At 64.4% G+C, this 16,364-nt stretch carries 13 protein-coding genes and 1 pseudogene; 8 read left to right on the top strand and 6 right to left on the bottom strand.

Annotation, left to right across the window (positions count from 1 at the left end; genetic code table 11):
- Positions 1 to 19 precede the first annotated feature (19 nt).
- Positions 20 to 1,201, top strand: coding sequence for a serine hydrolase (locus C7W88_RS13435; RefSeq protein ID WP_118073920.1), 1,182 nt, complete (start codon positions 20 to 22; stop codon positions 1,199 to 1,201).
- A 10-nt stretch (positions 1,202 to 1,211) separates the two neighbouring features.
- On the opposite strand, the gene C7W88_RS13430 is transcribed toward C7W88_RS13435, so the two are convergent.
- A complete protein-coding gene (locus tag C7W88_RS13430; RefSeq protein ID WP_118073919.1) occupies positions 1,212 to 1,565 on the bottom strand; it encodes a DUF952 domain-containing protein in 354 nt (117 codons plus the stop codon).
- A complete protein-coding gene (gyrA, locus tag C7W88_RS13425) occupies positions 1,562 to 4,318 on the bottom strand; it encodes a DNA gyrase subunit A (protein WP_118073918.1) in 2,757 nt (918 codons plus the stop codon). The genes C7W88_RS13430 and gyrA overlap by 4 nt, the downstream gene beginning before the upstream one ends.
- Positions 4,319 to 4,634: 316 nt before the next feature.
- Between gyrA and C7W88_RS13420 the strand changes: the two genes are divergently transcribed.
- Positions 4,635 to 5,945: a lipopolysaccharide assembly protein LapB gene (locus C7W88_RS13420; protein ID WP_118073917.1), complete on the top strand. Its 1,311-nt coding sequence runs from the start codon at positions 4,635 to 4,637 to the stop codon at positions 5,943 to 5,945.
- Positions 5,946 to 6,019: 74 nt separating this feature from the next.
- On the opposite strand, the gene C7W88_RS13415 is transcribed toward C7W88_RS13420, so the two are convergent.
- The gene (locus C7W88_RS13415; protein WP_118073916.1) at positions 6,020 to 6,670 is read right to left on the bottom strand and encodes a carbonic anhydrase; all 651 of its coding nucleotides are present in this window, start codon (positions 6,668 to 6,670) and stop codon (positions 6,020 to 6,022) included.
- A gap of 66 nt (positions 6,671 to 6,736) precedes the next feature.
- Here C7W88_RS13415 and lipA point away from each other — a divergent pair, with 66 nt between their 5' ends.
- Positions 6,737 to 7,675: a lipoyl synthase gene (gene lipA / locus C7W88_RS13410; protein WP_118073915.1), complete on the top strand. Its 939-nt coding sequence runs from the start codon at positions 6,737 to 6,739 to the stop codon at positions 7,673 to 7,675.
- Between the two features lie 7 nt (positions 7,676 to 7,682).
- The gene (locus tag C7W88_RS13405) at positions 7,683 to 8,144 is read left to right on the top strand and encodes a type II toxin-antitoxin system RatA family toxin (RefSeq protein WP_118073914.1); all 462 of its coding nucleotides are present in this window, start codon (positions 7,683 to 7,685) and stop codon (positions 8,142 to 8,144) included.
- On the opposite strand, the gene C7W88_RS13400 is transcribed toward C7W88_RS13405, so the two are convergent.
- The 3 genes and pseudogenes from C7W88_RS13400 to C7W88_RS13390 form a co-directional block, all read right to left on the bottom strand.
- Entirely contained in the window at positions 8,105 to 8,608 is a 504-nt protein-coding gene (locus C7W88_RS13400) for a CinA family protein (RefSeq protein WP_118073913.1), read from the bottom strand. The genes C7W88_RS13405 and C7W88_RS13400 overlap by 40 nt on opposite strands.
- Before the next feature lie 10 nt (positions 8,609 to 8,618).
- Complete coding sequence (locus C7W88_RS13395) at positions 8,619 to 9,122, bottom strand: hypothetical protein (protein ID WP_118073912.1); 504 nt, start codon at positions 9,120 to 9,122, stop codon at positions 8,619 to 8,621.
- Positions 9,123 to 9,198: 76 nt separating this feature from the next.
- Positions 9,199 to 10,349: pseudogene (locus C7W88_RS13390) on the bottom strand (bifunctional 2-C-methyl-D-erythritol 4-phosphate cytidylyltransferase/2-C-methyl-D-erythritol 2,4-cyclodiphosphate synthase); the annotation flags it as partial.
- A gap of 103 nt (positions 10,350 to 10,452) precedes the next feature.
- Between C7W88_RS13390 and dusB the strand changes: the two are divergent.
- From dusB to C7W88_RS13370, 4 genes are all read left to right on the top strand, one after another.
- Positions 10,453 to 11,496, top strand: coding sequence for a tRNA dihydrouridine synthase DusB (gene dusB, locus C7W88_RS13385; RefSeq protein ID WP_118073911.1), 1,044 nt, complete (start codon positions 10,453 to 10,455; stop codon positions 11,494 to 11,496).
- Positions 11,493 to 12,608, top strand: a complete 1,116-nt coding sequence (locus C7W88_RS13380) for a nitrogen regulation protein NR(II) (RefSeq protein WP_039331021.1) — start codon at positions 11,493 to 11,495, stop codon at positions 12,606 to 12,608. Before dusB ends, C7W88_RS13380 begins: the two co-directional genes overlap by 4 nt.
- Positions 12,608 to 14,047: a sigma-54 dependent transcriptional regulator gene (locus tag C7W88_RS13375; protein ID WP_118073910.1), complete on the top strand. Its 1,440-nt coding sequence runs from the start codon at positions 12,608 to 12,610 to the stop codon at positions 14,045 to 14,047. Before C7W88_RS13380 ends, C7W88_RS13375 begins: the two co-directional genes overlap by 1 nt.
- Before the next feature lie 140 nt (positions 14,048 to 14,187).
- Complete coding sequence (locus C7W88_RS13370) at positions 14,188 to 16,362, top strand: ATP-binding protein (protein WP_162896056.1); 2,175 nt, start codon at positions 14,188 to 14,190, stop codon at positions 16,360 to 16,362.
- Positions 16,363 to 16,364: the final 2 nt, after the last annotated feature.

Here is a 16,364-nt window from a genome sequence, read left to right as displayed (position 1 = left end):
TCAATAACGGGAGCGATGGATGCGGAAGCGCTGGGTTTTGGTGGGGGCGGCGTTGCTGGCGGGGGGCGCCGGGTTTGCCTCGCTCGACAAGGAAACGCGCGGGATCCTGCTGGCTTTGCCGACCAATGCCGACGTGCTTTCATGGCGGGAAGGGCAGCGTGATGCGGCTTTCCGGGCGATGGACCGGCTGCCGTTTCTGGCCAAGGCCAACACGATCGCGCCTTCGGCTACGGCTTTGCCGCTCCCTGCCGGCAAGCCTCTGACAGTACCGGGGCTCGATGATTTCATGGACCACCAGCGCACGGCGGGGCTGGTCATTGTGCAGGACGGCAAGGTGCGGCTCGAACGCTACGGGCTGGACTTCGATGCGAAGGGCCGCTGGACGAGCTTTTCGGTGGCGAAATCCTTCACCTCGACGTTGGTCGGCGCGGCGTTGCAGGATGGAGCAATCAAGAGCCTCGACGACAAGGTCAGCCAGTATATCCCCGGCCTCAAGGGCAGCGCCTACGATGATGTGAGCGTGCGGCAATTGTTGACGATGTCATCTGGCGTGCGCTGGAACGAGGATTACGAAGATCCGAATTCGGACGTTGCCGAGTTCAACCGCGCCAAGCCGGAAAACGGGCTCGATGCGACCGTCAGCTATATGCGCAAGCTGCCGCGTGCCCATCCGCCCGGCGAGGTGTGGCATTACAATACCGGCGAGACCAACCTGATCGGCGTGCTGGTCAGTTCGGCCACGGGCAAATCGCTCTCAGCCTATCTGCAGGAGAAGGTGTGGCAGCCGGCGGGAATGGAGGCCGAGGCGACCTGGCTGCTGGGCAAGACGGGTCTCGAAATCGGAGGATGCTGCCTGCAGGCGGCGACGCGCGACTATGCCCGCTTCGGGATGTTCGTCATGGGCGGTGGCAAGGGGCGCGATGGCAGGCAGATCGTGCCGGCGGACTGGTTTGCGCAAGCCACGTCAAAGCAAAAGGACATTGGCCGAGCGGGAAGAGGCTATGGTTTCCAGTGGTGGACCAACGACGACGGCACTTTCGCCGCCCAAGGCATTTTCGGGCAGGGCATCTTCATCGATCCCAAGCGCAAGCTGGTGATTGCCACCAACTCCGACTGGCCGCGCGCCAGTGCCGGACCGCAGCCCGAGGAACGCGAAGCCTTCTATCGCAAGGTACAGGTGTTGATCGACGCGGGCGAGTGAGCCCGGACGGTCAGCTTGCGATCGGCAACCTGACCGTTCCGTCCTCGTCCCGCTCCAGCGGAGAATAGGCGACGACCGCGTTCAACGGCAGATCGGCGTAGATGTGCGGGAACAACTGGCCGCCGCGTGACGGCTCCCACTTTACCGCAGCGCCAAGCGCGGCGAGATCGACGGCGGCGACGTGGAGATCGTCTTGCCCAGCGAAGTGCTTCTCGACCGTCTCGGTCAACTGCGCCTCGGTCGACAGATGGATGTAGCCATCCGCCAGATCGACCGGAGCACCCTTGAACACGCCATCCGCCTCGAGCTGCGCCATCTGCGGACCGGTCAGGACCTTGTAGGCGAGGAGGGGGAGGTCAGTCATTCGGCAGTGCCGCCTTCCGGTGCCGCGGGTGCTGCGCTTTCATTGCCGTTGCTGGCCTCGGTCGCCTCGGCATCGTCGCCTTCGCCCTCGGCAAGGCGGACAGCACTGACAACGTGCTCGTCACCCGAGACGTTGAACAGGCGCACGCCCGCCGAGCCACGGCCGATCACGCGCAGGGAATCGAGCGGCAGGCGGATGAGCTTGGCCTGATCGGTCACGAGCATGAGCTGGTCGGCCTGGCTGGCCGGGAAGCTGGCGACGACCGGGCCGTTGCGGCCAATGTTGTCGATATTGGTGATGCCCTGGCCACCACGGCCGGTGCGGCGGTACTCGTAGGCCGAGGACATCTTGCCATAGCCGTTGGCACAGACGGTGAGGATGAACTGCTCGCGTGCCTGAAGTTCGGCGTAACGCTCGGCCGACAGGGCCGGTTCGCCTTCCTTCTCGCCCTTCCAGGGTGCGAAGCGGACGTAGTCCTCGCGCTCGTCAGGCGTGGTGCCGACGCGGTGCAGGATCGAGAGCGAGATGACTTCGTCGTCGCCCTTGAGCGTCATGCCGCGAACACCGGTCGAGGTGCGGCTGGTGAATTCGCGCACTTCGTCGCCGGCAAAGCGAATCGCCTTGCCCGAACGGGTGGCGAGCAGCACGTCGTCGCTGGCTTCGAGCAGGGCGACGCCGATCAGGCGGTCTTCGCTGTCCTCTTCGAACTTCATCGCGAACTTGCCGTTCGACGGGATGTTGGCGAAAGCGTCCATCGAGTTGCGGCGGACGTTGCCCTTCGCCGTGGCGAAGACGACCGAGAGCTTGCCCCATTCTGCCTCGTCCTCGGGCAGGGGCAGCACGGTGGCGATGGTCTCGTCCTTGTCGAGCGCCGGGAGCATGTTGATGACCGGACGGCCGCGCGTGGTCGGCCCGCCTTCAGGAAGACGCCAGACCTTGAGGCGATAGACCTTCCCTGCGGTCGAGAAGAACAGCACCGGCGTATGAGTGCTGGTGACGAACATCGTCGCCACGGCATCCTCGTCCTTCGTGGCCATGCCGGAGCGGCCCTTGCCGCCACGGTTCTGGGCGCGGAAGGTGGAGAGCGGGGTGCGCTTGATATAGCCGTCGAGGGTGATGGTGACGACCATGTCCTCGCGCTCGATCAGGTCCTCGTCCTCGATCCCGTCGGCAGGCGCGGTCAATTCCGAGCGGCGCGGCGTGGCGAAGGCCTGGCGGACTTCGAGCAGTTCCTGGCGCATGACGCCGTAGAGCTTCACGCGGTCTGCCAGGATCGAGAGGTATTCGGCGATGGCGGTGGCGAGGCCTTCGAGCTCCTCGCCGATCTCGTCACGGCCCAGCGCGGTGAGGCGGTGGAGGCGCAGGTCGAGGATGGCGCGAACCTGGATTTCGGACAGGCGATAAGTGGCGGCATCGGCGACGCCAGCGTCCTCGATTGCCTCGACCAGCTTGATGTAGGGCGCGATCTCACCCATCGGCCATTCGCGGGCGAGCAGGGTCTCGCGCGCGGTGGCGGGGTTGGGCGAGCCGCGGATGATGCGCACGACTTCATCGAGGTTGGTGACGGCAATGACGAGGCCGAGCAGGATATGCGCCCGGTCACGCGCCTTGTTCAGTTCGAACTTGGTGCGGCGGGTGATGACCTCCTCGCGGAAGCGGACGAAGGCCTCGATGATGTCCTTGAGGTTGAGCACTTCCGGACGGCCGCCACGGATGGCGAGCATGTTGGCCGGGAAGCTCGACTGCGCAGGGGTGTTGCGCCAGATCTGGTTGAGGACGACTTCGGGCGTGGCATCGCGCTTGAGATCGATGACGACGCGCACGCCTTCGCGGTTGGATTCGTCGCGAATGTCGGAGATGCCCTCGATCCGCTTGTCCTTGGCGGCTTCGGCGATCTTTTCGACAAGGCCGGACTTGCCGACCTGATAGGGAATCGAGGTGAGGACGATGGAGCGGCGGTCTCCGCGGCCTTCCTCGATCTGGTGGCGGGCGCGCATGATGATCGAGCCGCGGCCTTCGTGGTAGGCCTTGCGGGCGCCAGCAGTGCCGAGGATCAGCGGGGCAGTGGGGAAATCGGGGCCGGGGATGATCTGGATCAGCTCGTCGATCGAGATCAGCGGGTTGTCCATGTAGGCAAGGCAGCCGTCGATCACTTCGCCGAGGTTGTGCGGCGGAATGTTCGTGGCCATGCCGACGGCAATGCCGCCTGCGCCGTTGACCAGCAGGTTGGGGAAGCGCGCGGGCAGGACCTGCGGTTCATGCTCCGAACCATCGTAGTTCGGGATGAAGTCGACGGTGTCCTTCTCGATATCGCCGAGCAGCGAATCCGCGACCTTGGCAAGGCGCGCTTCGGTGTAGCGCATCGAGGCCGGCGGATCGGGGTCCATCGAGCCGAAGTTGCCCTGACCGTCGATCAGCGGCAGGCGCATCGACCAGTCCTGCGTCATGCGCGCAAGGGCGTCGTAGATCGCGGCGTCACCGTGGGGGTGATACTTGCCCATGCAATCGCCGACGATACGGGCGGACTTGCGATAGGCCTTGGTCGAGACGAAGCCGTTTTCATGGCTGGTCCACAGGATGCGACGATGGACCGGCTTCAAGCCGTCGCGCACATCTGGCAGCGCGCGACTGACGATCACGCTCATCGCGTAATCGAGATAGCTGGTCTTCATTTCGTCGACGATGTCGATCCGCTGGAACTCGCCTTCCGGGGCGGGGACTGGGGGGTCGATGATCGTGGTGTCGTCGCTCACGGGAACTGCTTTTCGTTATAGCTACAAGGGATGAAAGATGGCCCTAGGCCAATTGCCGCACGATAGCCAGCAATCGGGCCGCCGTGGCCCGCAAACCGCTTCGGTTTTCCACACCTGCGACCAGATGCATGAATATTCGGACGAGGCGCCATTCAAATACGGTTCACCGTGAAAAGGATAGTGCGCAAACCGTTGCCAAGGGCCCAATTCCGCGCCACTAGCGGGATCGACCAGAGGTGAGAGGACACCGGGGTGCGAAGGTGTCGGGGCAGGGTCGCTCCCGCTGATGCATCCGGTCGAACAGGAGACGATTTCTATGCGTGCTACTTTCGGACTGATTGGCAAGACGGCGATGGCCCTCGCGCTTTCGGCCGGCGCACTGTCGGTCACGTCGACCGCGGCATTCGCCAAGGAAAAGGAAGCCAAGGCCGAGAAGGCCAGCTATTCCAAGGAATTCGTGGCTGCTGCCGGCCCGATCCAGAAGACCGTGACCGCACTTGACGAAGCCAAGAAGAAGGGCGCCGATGCCGCTGCGCAGAAGGCGCTGCTGGCCAACGCTCCGGCTGAACTCGCTGCGGCTGAGGCTGCGATCAAGACCCCGCTCGACCGCATGGCGGCCGGTGGCTGGGCCGTCAGCATCGGCGGTACGCTGAATGACATCGCAATGCGCCAGCGCGGCATCCAGAACATGCTCGACAGCGGGCAGGTTCCGGCTGCTAACGTGACCGAATACCAGTTCTACCTCGGCAACTTCGCCTATTCGAACAAGGACTACGCTACCGCCGTCAAGGCGCTGACCCCGGTCGTTCAGGCGAACTACAAGGACGACACCGCGGCAGAGCTGCTGGCAGACTCGTACTCGCAGCAGGGCCAGAATGCCGAGGCGCTGACCGCGCTGAAGATGGCGGTCGATGCGCGCAAGGCTGCCGGTGCCGAAGTGCCGGAAGGCTGGTTCAAGCGCGCCAACCTGATTGCCTACAAGAACAAGCTCGGGCCGCAGGCGATCGAATGGTCGACGCTGATGGTCGAGAACAACCCGACCCCGCTGAACTGGCTCGGCGCCGGCCAGCTGGTGCGCGAGTTCAGCCAGTTCACCAACCAGGAATCGCTGGACCTTGGCCGTCTGCTGATGCGTTCGGGCGGGTTCCAGAACGATCCGAAGTACGTCGAGCGTGAATACGTCGAGTACATCGAAGCGGCCGACCCGCGCCGCCTGCCGGGCGAAGTGCTGAAGGTTGCCAACATGGGCGTGCAGGCTGGCGTGCTGAAGGCCAACGACGCCTTCGTGAACGATGCTATCTCGCAGGCCAAGGGCCGCATTGCTCCTGACAAGGCTTCTCTGCCGGCGCTCGACAAGGAAGCGCGCGCTGCCAAGGATGGCAAGAGCCCGATGGCCATGGCTGACGCCTATCTTTCGTATGACGAAGCCGCCAAGGCGGAAGAGTTCTACAAGATGGCGATCGAGAAGGGCGGCATCGACAAGGACCGCGCGCTGACTCGCCTCGGTATCGCGCAGCTCGACCAGGACAAGTTCGCCGACGCCAAGGCGACCTTCGCTCAGGTCGGCGGTGCCCGTGCGACGCTCGGCCGCCTGTGGCTGGCATTCGCCAACACCCAGGCCAAGTAAGCCTGAGGCTTTCTGCAAACGAAAAGGGCGGCCTTCGCAGGCCGCCCTTTTTGCTTCTGCTGTGCTTGCCCCGATCAGTTGACCGGAGCGAATTCTCCGCTGGGTTCGTCCAGCACGTGCAGCACGCCGTCTGAAATGGCGAAGAATGCACCACGCAGCTTGAGCTCGCCGCTCGCCTCCTTGCGGCGGACGCATGGGAACGTGCGCAGGTTGGCAAGGCTGGCGCGAACGCCTGCCTGCTCCATTGCGCGCTCGGCTTCATGTCCTTCGGTCCCGAAGTGGGAGACGACGTCCTCTCGCGCTTCATCGAGCAGCGAAATCCAGTCTGCCACGAAGCCGCCTTCACCGGGCTCGGTGCCCTTGAGGCTTTGCGTCAGGGCGGCCTTGCAGCCGCCGCACATGCCGTGGCCCATGACCACGACTTCCTTGACCTTCAGTACCTGAATCGCAAATTCGAGCGCCGCCGAGACGCCGTGATGGCCGGGATTGGTTTCGAACGGGGGCACCATGGCCGCGACGTTGCGCACCACGAAAATTTCACCCGGATCGACATCGAAGATCTGCGCCGGGTCGACCCGGCTATCGGAGCAGGCAATGATCATCACCTGCGGTTCCTGGCCTTCGCGCAATTCGCGCCAGCGCTCCAGCTTCGGAGTCCAGCCGCTTTCGCGGAAGCGGCGATAGCCTGCGATGAGGCGGTCGAGTTCGGGGGAAGCCTGGGTCATGGCCTGTGCTAATGACCACATAGATTGGGTCTTTCAAGTGCTGGCGTAACGGCCTATCTGGGCGGCATGACCGAACCGGCCCAGAACCTCCGCCCCGAACGTCAGCGCAAGCCCGACTGGATCCGCGTCAAGGCTCCGACCAGCAAGGGCTATGGCGAGACCCGCGCCCTGATGCGCGAGCTTGGCCTGAACACCGTGTGCGAGGAAGCGGCCTGCCCGAATATCGGCGAATGCTGGACCAAGAAGCATGCCACGGTGATGATTCTCGGCGAGGTCTGCACCCGCGCCTGTGCGTTCTGCAACGTGAAGACCGGAATGCCCCGCGCAGTCGATCCGCTGGAGCCGATGAACGTGGCGACGGCAGCAGCGAAGATGGGCCTGGAGCACATCGTCATCACCTCGGTCGACCGTGACGACCTTCCGGATGGCGGCGCCAGCCATTTCGTCAAGGTCATCAAGGCCCTGCGCGAACTGACGCCCAATACCACGATCGAGATTCTGACGCCTGACTTCCGCAACAAGATGGAAGCCGCCGTCGAAGCGATCGTCGAGGCAGGGCCGGACGTCTACAACCACAATCTCGAAACGGTGCCGCGTCTCTATCCGACGATCCGCCCCGGCGCGCGCTACTATGCTTCGCTGCGACTGCTCGAACAGGTCAAGCGCCACGATCCGCGCATCTTTACCAAGTCGGGCATCATGCTTGGCCTGGGCGAAGAGCGCCTCGAGGTCCACCAGGTCATGGACGACATGCGCTCGGCGCAGATCGACTTCCTGACGATGGGGCAGTATCTGCAGCCGACGCCGAAGCACGCCAAGGTGATCGACTTCGTGACGCCCAAGGCGTTCGAAGCCTATGGCTCGATCGCGCGCGCCAAGGGCTTTCTGCAGGTGGCGGCGAGCCCGTTGACCCGATCCAGCTATCACGCCGGTGACGATTTCCGGGCCATGCGCGCCGCGCGCGACGCCCAGTTGGCAAAGGCCGCTGCCAAGGTCGGACTGTAGGCCCGACTTGCCGAGGATAACCGAAACCCGCACGCTGCAATGGTCGGTCGAACAGATGTTCGACCTTGTGGCCGACGTGCGCCGTTATGCTGAGTTCCTGCCGTGGGTGGTGGCCACCCGGATCAAGTCCGACAGTGAAAGCGAGATGATCGCCGACATGCTCGTCGGCTTCAGCGCGCTGCGCGAGAAGTTCACCTCGCGCGTGGTCAAGGATCGGCCACGGTCGATCAAGGTCGAATATATCGACGGTCCGCTCAAGCGGCTCGAGAACGACTGGACCTTTCGGGATGGACCCGACGGCGGCTGCGTGATCGACTTCTGCGTCGATTTCACTTTCCGCAGTGCGATCTTCGAAAAGCTCGCTGGCCAGTATCTCGACGCGGCATTCCGCAAGATGGTCGCCGCGTTCGAGAAGAGGGCTGAGCAGCTTTACGGCAGCAAGAGCTCCACCGCGGTCAGCGTCGCCTGAAAGCGCACTTCGGCGCGGGTGCTGGCGCTGTCGAACAGCTTGAGCTCGGCATTGGTCGCTTCCGGATCTTCGCCGCGCTTGGCGCAGGCGAAGACGACGGTGCCGACCGGCTTCTGTTCCGACCCACCATCGGGGCCAGCAACGCCGGTGATGGCCACAGCAACATCGGCACCGGACTTCTTGAGCGCGCCTTGCGCCATTGACCACGCGACCGCGATCGATACCGCACCGAACGTATCGATGAGATCTTCCGACACGCCGAGAAGCTGGTTCTTGGCCTCGTTGGAATAAGTAACGAAGCCGCGATCAAGCACTGCGGAGCTGCCAGGAACTTCGGTAAGGGCTGCGGCAACAAGGCCACCAGTGCAGCTCTCGGCAACGGCGACCTTGCGGCCGAGGGCGGCATTTTCGGCAATCACGCGACGCGCAAGTTCGCCAATCGCATCAGGAAGCAGGCTTTCCATTGGCATTGGCTCAGGCCGCCGGCTTGCAGATCGGGAACGACGAGGCTTTGCCGGGCTTCGGCTTGTCGGCCATGACCAGGATGAAAGTCACCAGCTCTGCCGTGTTTTCCGGCGGAAGGGGCGCAAGAATGCGCACGCCGCGTTCGATCGCAGTGCACTGGTCAGGCTTGATCTCGCCGCTGACCATTTCGCTGACCATGGCCTCGACAAACGGCTGTACGGCGTTGTCCGGCAGGTTCTGCATCATGTCTGCCATCTTGGCGTCCTTCGAACCGCCAAGCTTGAGGAATGCGGATTTGGCGAGCGGCCAGTTCTGGTCCTTGCGCGCGGCATAGCGGTTCAGGAACTCGGTGCCGCGAGTGGCGAAGTAGCCGTTCGCGGACAAGTGCGGCTTGCAGCCCTTCATCGTGCCGTCGATGACCGAGGGCAGGGCGTAGCCGACCAGCGCGGTCACTTCGTTTTCACTGAGGCAGGGTGCCGTCGCAGTTGCCGCATGGGCCATCTGGGCCTGCATGAGCGCTGCACCTGCAAGCGCGCCGAAAAGAACACGGGAAGAGACCATAACGTCTTTGCTCCTGCGGATCAGCGGGGACGACCGTCGCCACCGCTTGTGCCGCGATACCTTCGCCCCGGCCGGTAAGGCCAAGGCGTTCCGTAGTCGTCGCCTTGACCGAGACCGCACCGGAGTCAATCCCGAGAATCCGGGCAAGGGCCTCGCGCATCGCGAACTTGTGCGGGCCAATCTTCGGGGCCTCGCAGATAACGGTGACATCCACGTTGCTGATCTCGTACCCGCCTTCCCGGACGAGATGTGCAGCGTGTGCGAGGAAGCGGTCGGACGACGCGCCTTTCCACTGCGGGTCGGATGGCGGGAAGTGATCGCCGATATCACCCATGGCGACGGCACCAAGCAGCGCATCGACCAGCGCGTGGATCGCAACGTCGGCGTCGGAATGGCCCGACAGACCCTTGCTGTGCGAGATCTTCACGCCGCACAGCCAGAGTTCCTCGCCCTCGACAAGGCGGTGCACGTCAAAGCCCATGCCGGTGCGGGGCAATCGGGTCATGTCCTGTTCCTCGAGGTCGGCGGCAAAAGTGATCTTGCGCAGAACTTCATCGCCATTGGCAAGAAGCACATTAATGCCGGCTGAGGCGGCAACCTGGGCATCGTCGCCCGCGTCGGGTTCTCCCGTCCACGCGCGGTGCGCGGCGAGGATTGCGGCGTAGTCGAAGGCTTGCGGGGTCTGGACGCGGAACAGCTCCTCGCGGTTGACCTTTTCGGCCATTGCGTCATCGATTCCGCGGATCATGCTGTCGACGACCGGGAGCACCGGGATTGCCGCGAGGCCGCGGTCGAGAGCGCCGAGCAGTGAAGCGATCACGGCCTGTGGCAGCGCGGGGCGGGCCGCGTCGTGGATCAGCACACGCGCAGGCGCGTCTTGCTCCAGCGCTTCCAGGGCGAGGCGGACGGAGTGCTGCCGCGTTGCGCCGCCGTGGGTAAACCGGATGCCGGGCAGGCCCGAGAGCGCCTGCGCGGCCTCGGCCTCGAACCCCTGCGGGATAGCCACGACAACAGGGGCAATGCCGGCCTCGACCAGTGCCTCGACCGAATGGCGCACGAGCGGCTTGCCGCGCCAGGCAACGAACTGCTTGGGCACGCTGCCGCCGGTGCGCAGCCCTTGCCTGCGGCCACGACGACGGCGGCCACCGGTCCGGTGCGGGAGGGAAGGCGATCGCTCATTCGCGGCGCCTCTACCAGCGCTTGGGGGCCATGAGCAACCGTCTTGCCGTTTCACCTGCAATCGACTAAGCGCCTGCCTGTTTTTTAGGCAGATTTGATCCCGATGTCCGAAGCTCCCGTTCCGCCCGTGCTCAAGCCCATTCAGGTCGGCCCTGTCACGGTCGATTGCCCGGTCGTGCTTGCGCCGATGACCGGCGTTTCGGACCTGCCGTTCCGCACGATCGTGCGCCGCTTCGGCTCGGGCCTCAACGTGACCGAGATGATCGCCAGCCCGGCTGCCATCCGCGAGACGCGCCAGTCGATCCAGAAAGCGGCGTGGCACCCGATGGAGGAGCCGGTCTCGATGCAGCTGGTCGGCTGCGATCCGGCGCAGATGGCCGAGGCAGCCAAGCTGGTCGAGCAGCAGGGCGCGGCGATCATCGACATCAACATGGGCTGCCCGGTGCGCAAGGTGGTAAACGGCGATGCCGGTTCTGCCCTGATGCGCGACATTCCGCTCGCCACGCGCCTGATCGAGGCGACGGTCAAGGCGGTTAAGGTGCCGGTGACCGTGAAGATGCGCATGGGTTGGTGCCATGACAGCCTCAACGCGCCGGAACTCGCGCGGATTGCCGAAGATATCGGTGCCAAGATGATCACGGTCCATGGCCGCACGCGCAACCAGATGTACAAGGGCAATGCCGACTGGGGCTTCGTGCGCAGCGTGAAGGACGCGGTATCGATTCCGGTCATCGTCAATGGCGATATCTGCGCAATAGAGGACGTTGCCGCCGCAGTGGAACAGAGCGGTGCCGATGGCGTGATGATCGGTCGTGGCTCCTATGGGCGGCCGTGGCTGCTCGGCCAGGTCATGCATTGGCTCGAAACGGGCGAGCGCCTGGCCGATCCGACGCTGCCCGAACAGTACGCGCTGATCGTCGAACATTATGAGGCGATGCAGGAGCATTACGGGACAGTCACCGGGGTCAACATGGCCCGCAAGCACATCGGGTGGTACACCAAGGGCCTCCACGGTTCGGCCGATTTCCGCAACAAGGTCAACTTCATCGACGACCCCAAGGCGGTGCTCGCCAACCTTGCCGATTTCTACAAGCGCGCGATCGAGCACAGCCTCTCGGCGCAAGTGGGGCAGCGTGCGGCGGCATGAGCTTGCTGCCCGACTGGCGCAGGACCGAGCCCGGGCAGAAGCCGGATCCCAAGCGCGTCGTCGCCAGCCTGCCGCTGGCGCTGCTGCAGCTTGATCCGGAACTGGTGGTGGCCTCGGTCAACCCGGCGGCCGAGCAGTTGATGGGCCAGAGCTATAGGCGGCTGGTGGGCAAGTCCGTGGCCGAGCTGTTCGAGTTCGAGGAACCGCTGATCCTCGGGCGACTGGCTGATGGCGAGGCCAACCTGTTCGCACGCGGGGTAGGCGTGCGGATCATGGGGCAGCCGGTCCGGACGTTCGACGTGATGACCAGCCCGGTCACCCACTGTCCGGGCTGGCAATTGCTGATGCTGCACGAAGGCGTGGGCGTCGAGGCGCTGACCGGCGACGGACGAGGGGCTGGCGGTGGCGAGGGCGTTGCCCTGCGCGCGCCCGAGGTGCTGGCGCACGAGATCAAGAACCCGCTGGCCGGCATCCGTGGCGCGGCACAACTGCTCGACCGCAAGCTGAGCGAGCGGGACCGGGCAATGACCGGGCTGATCACGGCCGAGGTCGACCGCATCGCCAAGCTGATCGACCAGATGCAGTCGCTCTCCCGCCGCAGTGCCGAGCCGGCGCAGGAGTGCAACCTGCATGAGGCAGTGCGCCGCGCCGAGGCGGTGCTGGTTGCGGGGCACCCCTCGAACGTGGTGATCGAGGAGGAGTTCGACCCTTCGTTGCCGCCGGTGACAGCCAATGCGGATTCGCTGGTGCAGGTCCTGCTCAACCTGCTGAGCAATGCGCGCGAAGCCTGCCAGCACCAGTTGCAGCCGCGCATCTCGGTGCGGACGCGCTTTGCCAGCGGCATTCAGCTGCATGTCGGCCCGGGCGGAAAACCCTTGCGCCTGCCGATCGAACTGCGTGTGTCCGACAATGGTCCGGGCATCGACCCCAAGCTGCGCGATCACATCTTCGAGCCGTTCGTGACCGGCAAGAAGAGCGGGCAGGGTCTTGGCCTTGCGCTGGTACAGAAGCTGGTGCGCGAGATGAACGGGCGCATCACGCATGACCGGGACGAGGCCAATGGCCTGACCCATTTCCGTATCCACCTCCCCGTTGCCGGATCGGTGCCCTGATGACCAAGCGCGTTCTTCTGGTCGAGGACGATGCTTCGATCGCCCTCGTCATCACCGCCGCCCTTGAAGCCGAAGGCTTCGATGTCGATCACTGCGATTCGGTGGCCGGGCGTGACCGGCATCTTGCGGGCGCCGACTACCGCCTGTTGCTGACCGACGTGATGCTGACCGACGGCGACGGGATCGAGACGCTGGGATCGGTACGCGATGCACATCCCTCGATGCCGATCATCATTCTTTCGGCGCAGAACACGCTGGATACGGCCGTACGTGCCAGCGAGACCGGGGCGTTCGAATACTTCCCCAAGCCCTTCGACCTCGAGGAACTTGTCCGCACGGTCACGCAGGCCATCGGCAAGGCCGAGGCCGCCGAGATCGACGTGCCGCAGGACGTGACGCAAGGGCTGCCGCTGGTTGGCCGGAGCGCTGCAATGCAGGCGGTCTACCGCATGATCACGCGCGTCCTGCGCAACGATCTGACAGTGCTGATCCTGGGCGAATCCGGCACTGGCAAGGAGCTGGTGGCAGAAGCGATCCACCAGCTCGGCAACCGCCGGGCAGGACCGTTCATCGCCGTCAATACTGCTGCCATCCCCGCCGAGCTGATCGAGAGCGAGCTGTTCGGCCACGAGAAGGGCGCGTTCACCGGCGCCGTCGCTCGTTCGATCGGCAAGTTCGAACAGGCAAGCGGCGGCACCTTGTTCCTCGACGAGATCGGCGACATGCCCATGCAGGCCCAGACGCGCCTGCTGCGCGCGTTGCAGTCGGGACGGATCCGGCGCGTTGGCGGACGTGACGAGATCACGCTGGATTGCCGGATCGTCGCCGCCACGAACCGCGATCTCCTGCCGATGATCGCCGCAGGCACGTTCCGCGAGGATCTCTACTACCGCCTGGCCGTGGTGCCGATCGAGCTGCCACCCTTGCGCGAGCGGGCAGACGACATCGAGGCGCTGGCCCGCCATTTTCTGGCCAATGCCGCCGCCGAAGGCTTGCCACGCCGCCAATTGACCCAGTCCGGCGCCGAGCTGCTTTCGCGCCAGCCGTGGCGGGGCAACGTGCGCGAACTGCGCAATTTCATCTACCGGCTCGCCCTGCTCGCCCGTGATGAGATCATCGACGCCACGGCGATCGAACCCCTGCTGGTCCACGCGGAAGGCGGCTCTGCAACCCAGGAGCTGCAGGACACGACCGGCTCTGCACCAGGTGACCTCGCCTCTGCCGTCGAGCACTGGCTTTCGAGCAACAGCCCGGCACCGGGAGACGTCTATGACGCAGCGCTTGCAGCGTTCGAACGCCCCCTGTTCGCGGCGATCCTCAGCCAGACTAGTGGCAACCAGCTGCGCGCCGCACAGATCCTCGGCATAAATCGCAATACGTTGCGAAAGCGGCTTTCGGAGCTGGCCATCACCGCAGAGGACTTTGCCCTACGTGACTGACGGTAGGTGACGCTTGTCGCCTGCGGCCAGACACTCGTCGGTTTCCTCTTGCATTTCTGCAACAGTGGTGTTGTGACCATGCAACGATGACGCAGGAGCCAAGAGTCACGGTCCGCAGGATGCCGCGTTGGGTTCGGCGAATGGCCGTCGGCCTGCGTCGGGCAAACGTGTTCTTCCTGCTCGAAGTTGCCGCCTCTACGGTCCTGGCGTTGATGCTGGCGGTTAGCTGGCTGACAGTCACCAGCAGCGGCAGCGAAGGCCAGATCCTGCCTTCGCGCCTCACATCGAGTCTGCTGATCGGAACGCTTGTTCCGGCCATGGCCCTGCAGATCCTGTGGGGCCGACGGCTTGCGATCAGACGCGCAGCACAAAGCGTGCTCGGCTCGAGCGGACGCTTGCACGTCCGGCTGGTCTGGTTGTTCTCGTTGATCGCGGCAATTCCGACTCTGCTGGTCGTGATCTTTGCCTCGTTCCTGTTCCAGTCCGGCGTGGAATTCTGGTTCTCGGACAATTCCCGCGGCATGCTGGAAAATGCGAACAAGCTGGCGCGGGGGTATTACGAGGACAAGTTGCGCGACGTCGGCAACGAGACGGTCACCATGGCCGGGGACATCCGTGACTACCTGGACCAGGCGCCGATCACCTCGACCGAATTTGCCGAAGGCTATTCCTTCCAGGTTCTCAGCCGCCAGCTCAACGAATCCGCCATTCTCGAACGCGCAGGCGACGGCACGCTTCGCACGGCCGCGATTGTCGATCCCGAAAAGACTGACCGCCAGCAGCGCGTCACGCAGGCAGACCTGAAACGGCTCGATGCCGGCGAGGCAGTGGTCGTGCGCGCATCGGCAGAACGGATCGAAGCGGTAACGCCCATCGACAAGGGCCGAGGCATCTATCTCTTCGCCGCGCGGACTTCGAACGCACTCGCGCTTCAGCAATGGGAGCGAGCGCAGACCGTGCTCAAATCCTATGACATGCTGACGACCCGGGCGAGGGCGCTGCAATTGCGCTTCAATCTCGCCCTGTTCGGCGTCAGCCTCGCGCTGGTTGGCGTAGCCGTCTGGGCGGCCTTGCGCTTTGCCGACAGGCAGGTGGCGCCACTCGCCGAACTCGTATCCGCCGCCCGCACCATCGGCAGCGGAAACTTTTCGATGCGCGTGGCCCAGAACAGCGGGACCGACGAGGTTGGCCTTCTGGCGCGTGCGTTCAACCGCATGACCCAGCAGCTCGAAGGTCAGACCCAGGCACTCGTTACCGCAAACGCGCAGCTCGAGGTGCGCCGCGCGTTCATCGAGGCGGTTCTTGAATCGATCACCGCGGGCATCGTGTCGATCGGGCGGGATGGCGCAGTTCAGTTGATCAACTCGTCCGCACAGCGCGTGCTTCTTGCAGACGCGGCGCATAACCCCATCGGCCGCCCTCTCGCGGAAGTTTCGCCGGTTTTCGCGCAACTGGTGACCTCGGGTCAGCCCAACAACGTCATCCAGTATCCGCTCGGCGGTGATCTGCGCACGCTGGCGGTGCGCGTCGTGCAGGACAGCAACGGGCATGTCATCACGTTCGAGGACATTACCCGGCAACTGCTCGACCAGCGCCGCGCCGCATGGTCGGACGTTGCCCGCAGAATTGCGCATGAGATCAAGAACCCGCTGACCCCGATCCAGCTGGCCACCGAACGGCTGCGTCGCCGCTATGGCCGTCAGATCGAGAACGACCCCGAACTGTTCGAGGAACTGACCAGCACCATCATCAGGCAGGTCGGCGATTTGCGGAAGATGGTGGACGAGTTTTCCTCATTTGCCCGGCTTCCCAAGCCGGTTTTCCGGGCCGAGGACGCCAGCGATCTCGTTCGGCAATCGCTGTTCCTGCAGGAAGTGGCGCATACGGGAATCGACTTCAGCTTTGCCTGCGATGCTGCATCCATGCCCTTGCAGTGCGACCGCCATCAGTTCGGCCAGGTGATGACCAATGTGCTGAAGAACGCGGTCGAAGCCATTGAAACGCGGGCAAAGGGCGAGGAAGTCGACTATCGCGGGCGCATTGCGGTGACCTTGGCGGGAGACCACGACACGGTCACGGTAAGCGTCACCGACAATGGCATCGGTCTGCCGGCTGAGCGCGAGCGCATTCTCGAACCCTACATGACCACGCGGGAAAAGGGCACGGGCCTGGGCCTGGCCATCGTTCACAAGATCGTCGAGGAGCACGGCGGCGAGATGGCCTTCACCCCCGAACCGGGCGGAGGGACGCGCGTGACCATGCGCTTTGCCCGCGACCCGCTTTCCACTTCAAGCGCAATGGCCGAACAGGACTGACA

The organism is Novosphingobium sp. THN1 (genome assembly GCF_003454795.1).
Lineage (GTDB): Bacteria > Pseudomonadota > Alphaproteobacteria > Sphingomonadales > Sphingomonadaceae > Novosphingobium.
This window is presented reverse-complemented; position numbering and strand designations above follow the sequence as displayed.

What these genes read in the sequence shown, in the direction of transcription:
- C7W88_RS13380 (WP_039331021.1), top strand. Translation starts at nt 11,493, where the DNA reads ATGAGCTTGCTGCCCGACTGGCGCAGGACCGAGCCCGGGCAGAAGCCG.
- C7W88_RS13420 (WP_118073917.1), top strand. Translation starts at nt 4,635, where the DNA reads ATGCGTGCTACTTTCGGACTGATTGGCAAGACGGCGATGGCCCTCGCG.
- C7W88_RS13430 (WP_118073919.1), bottom strand. Translation starts at nt 1,565, where the DNA reads ATGACTGACCTCCCCCTCCTCGCCTACAAGGTCCTGACCGGTCCGCAG.
- C7W88_RS13415 (WP_118073916.1), bottom strand. Translation starts at nt 6,670, where the DNA reads ATGACCCAGGCTTCCCCCGAACTCGACCGCCTCATCGCAGGCTATCGC.
- lipA (WP_118073915.1), top strand. Translation starts at nt 6,737, where the DNA reads ATGACCGAACCGGCCCAGAACCTCCGCCCCGAACGTCAGCGCAAGCCC.
- C7W88_RS13400 (WP_118073913.1), bottom strand. Translation starts at nt 8,608, where the DNA reads ATGGAAAGCCTGCTTCCTGATGCGATTGGCGAACTTGCGCGTCGCGTG.
- dusB (WP_118073911.1), top strand. Translation starts at nt 10,453, where the DNA reads ATGTCCGAAGCTCCCGTTCCGCCCGTGCTCAAGCCCATTCAGGTCGGC.
- C7W88_RS13375 (WP_118073910.1), top strand. Translation starts at nt 12,608, where the DNA reads ATGACCAAGCGCGTTCTTCTGGTCGAGGACGATGCTTCGATCGCCCTC.
- C7W88_RS13395 (WP_118073912.1), bottom strand. Translation starts at nt 9,122, where the DNA reads ATGCAGGCCCAGATGGCCCATGCGGCAACTGCGACGGCACCCTGCCTC.
- C7W88_RS13370 (WP_162896056.1), top strand. Translation starts at nt 14,188, where the DNA reads ATGGCCGTCGGCCTGCGTCGGGCAAACGTGTTCTTCCTGCTCGAAGTT.
- C7W88_RS13435 (WP_118073920.1), top strand. Translation starts at nt 20, where the DNA reads ATGCGGAAGCGCTGGGTTTTGGTGGGGGCGGCGTTGCTGGCGGGGGGC.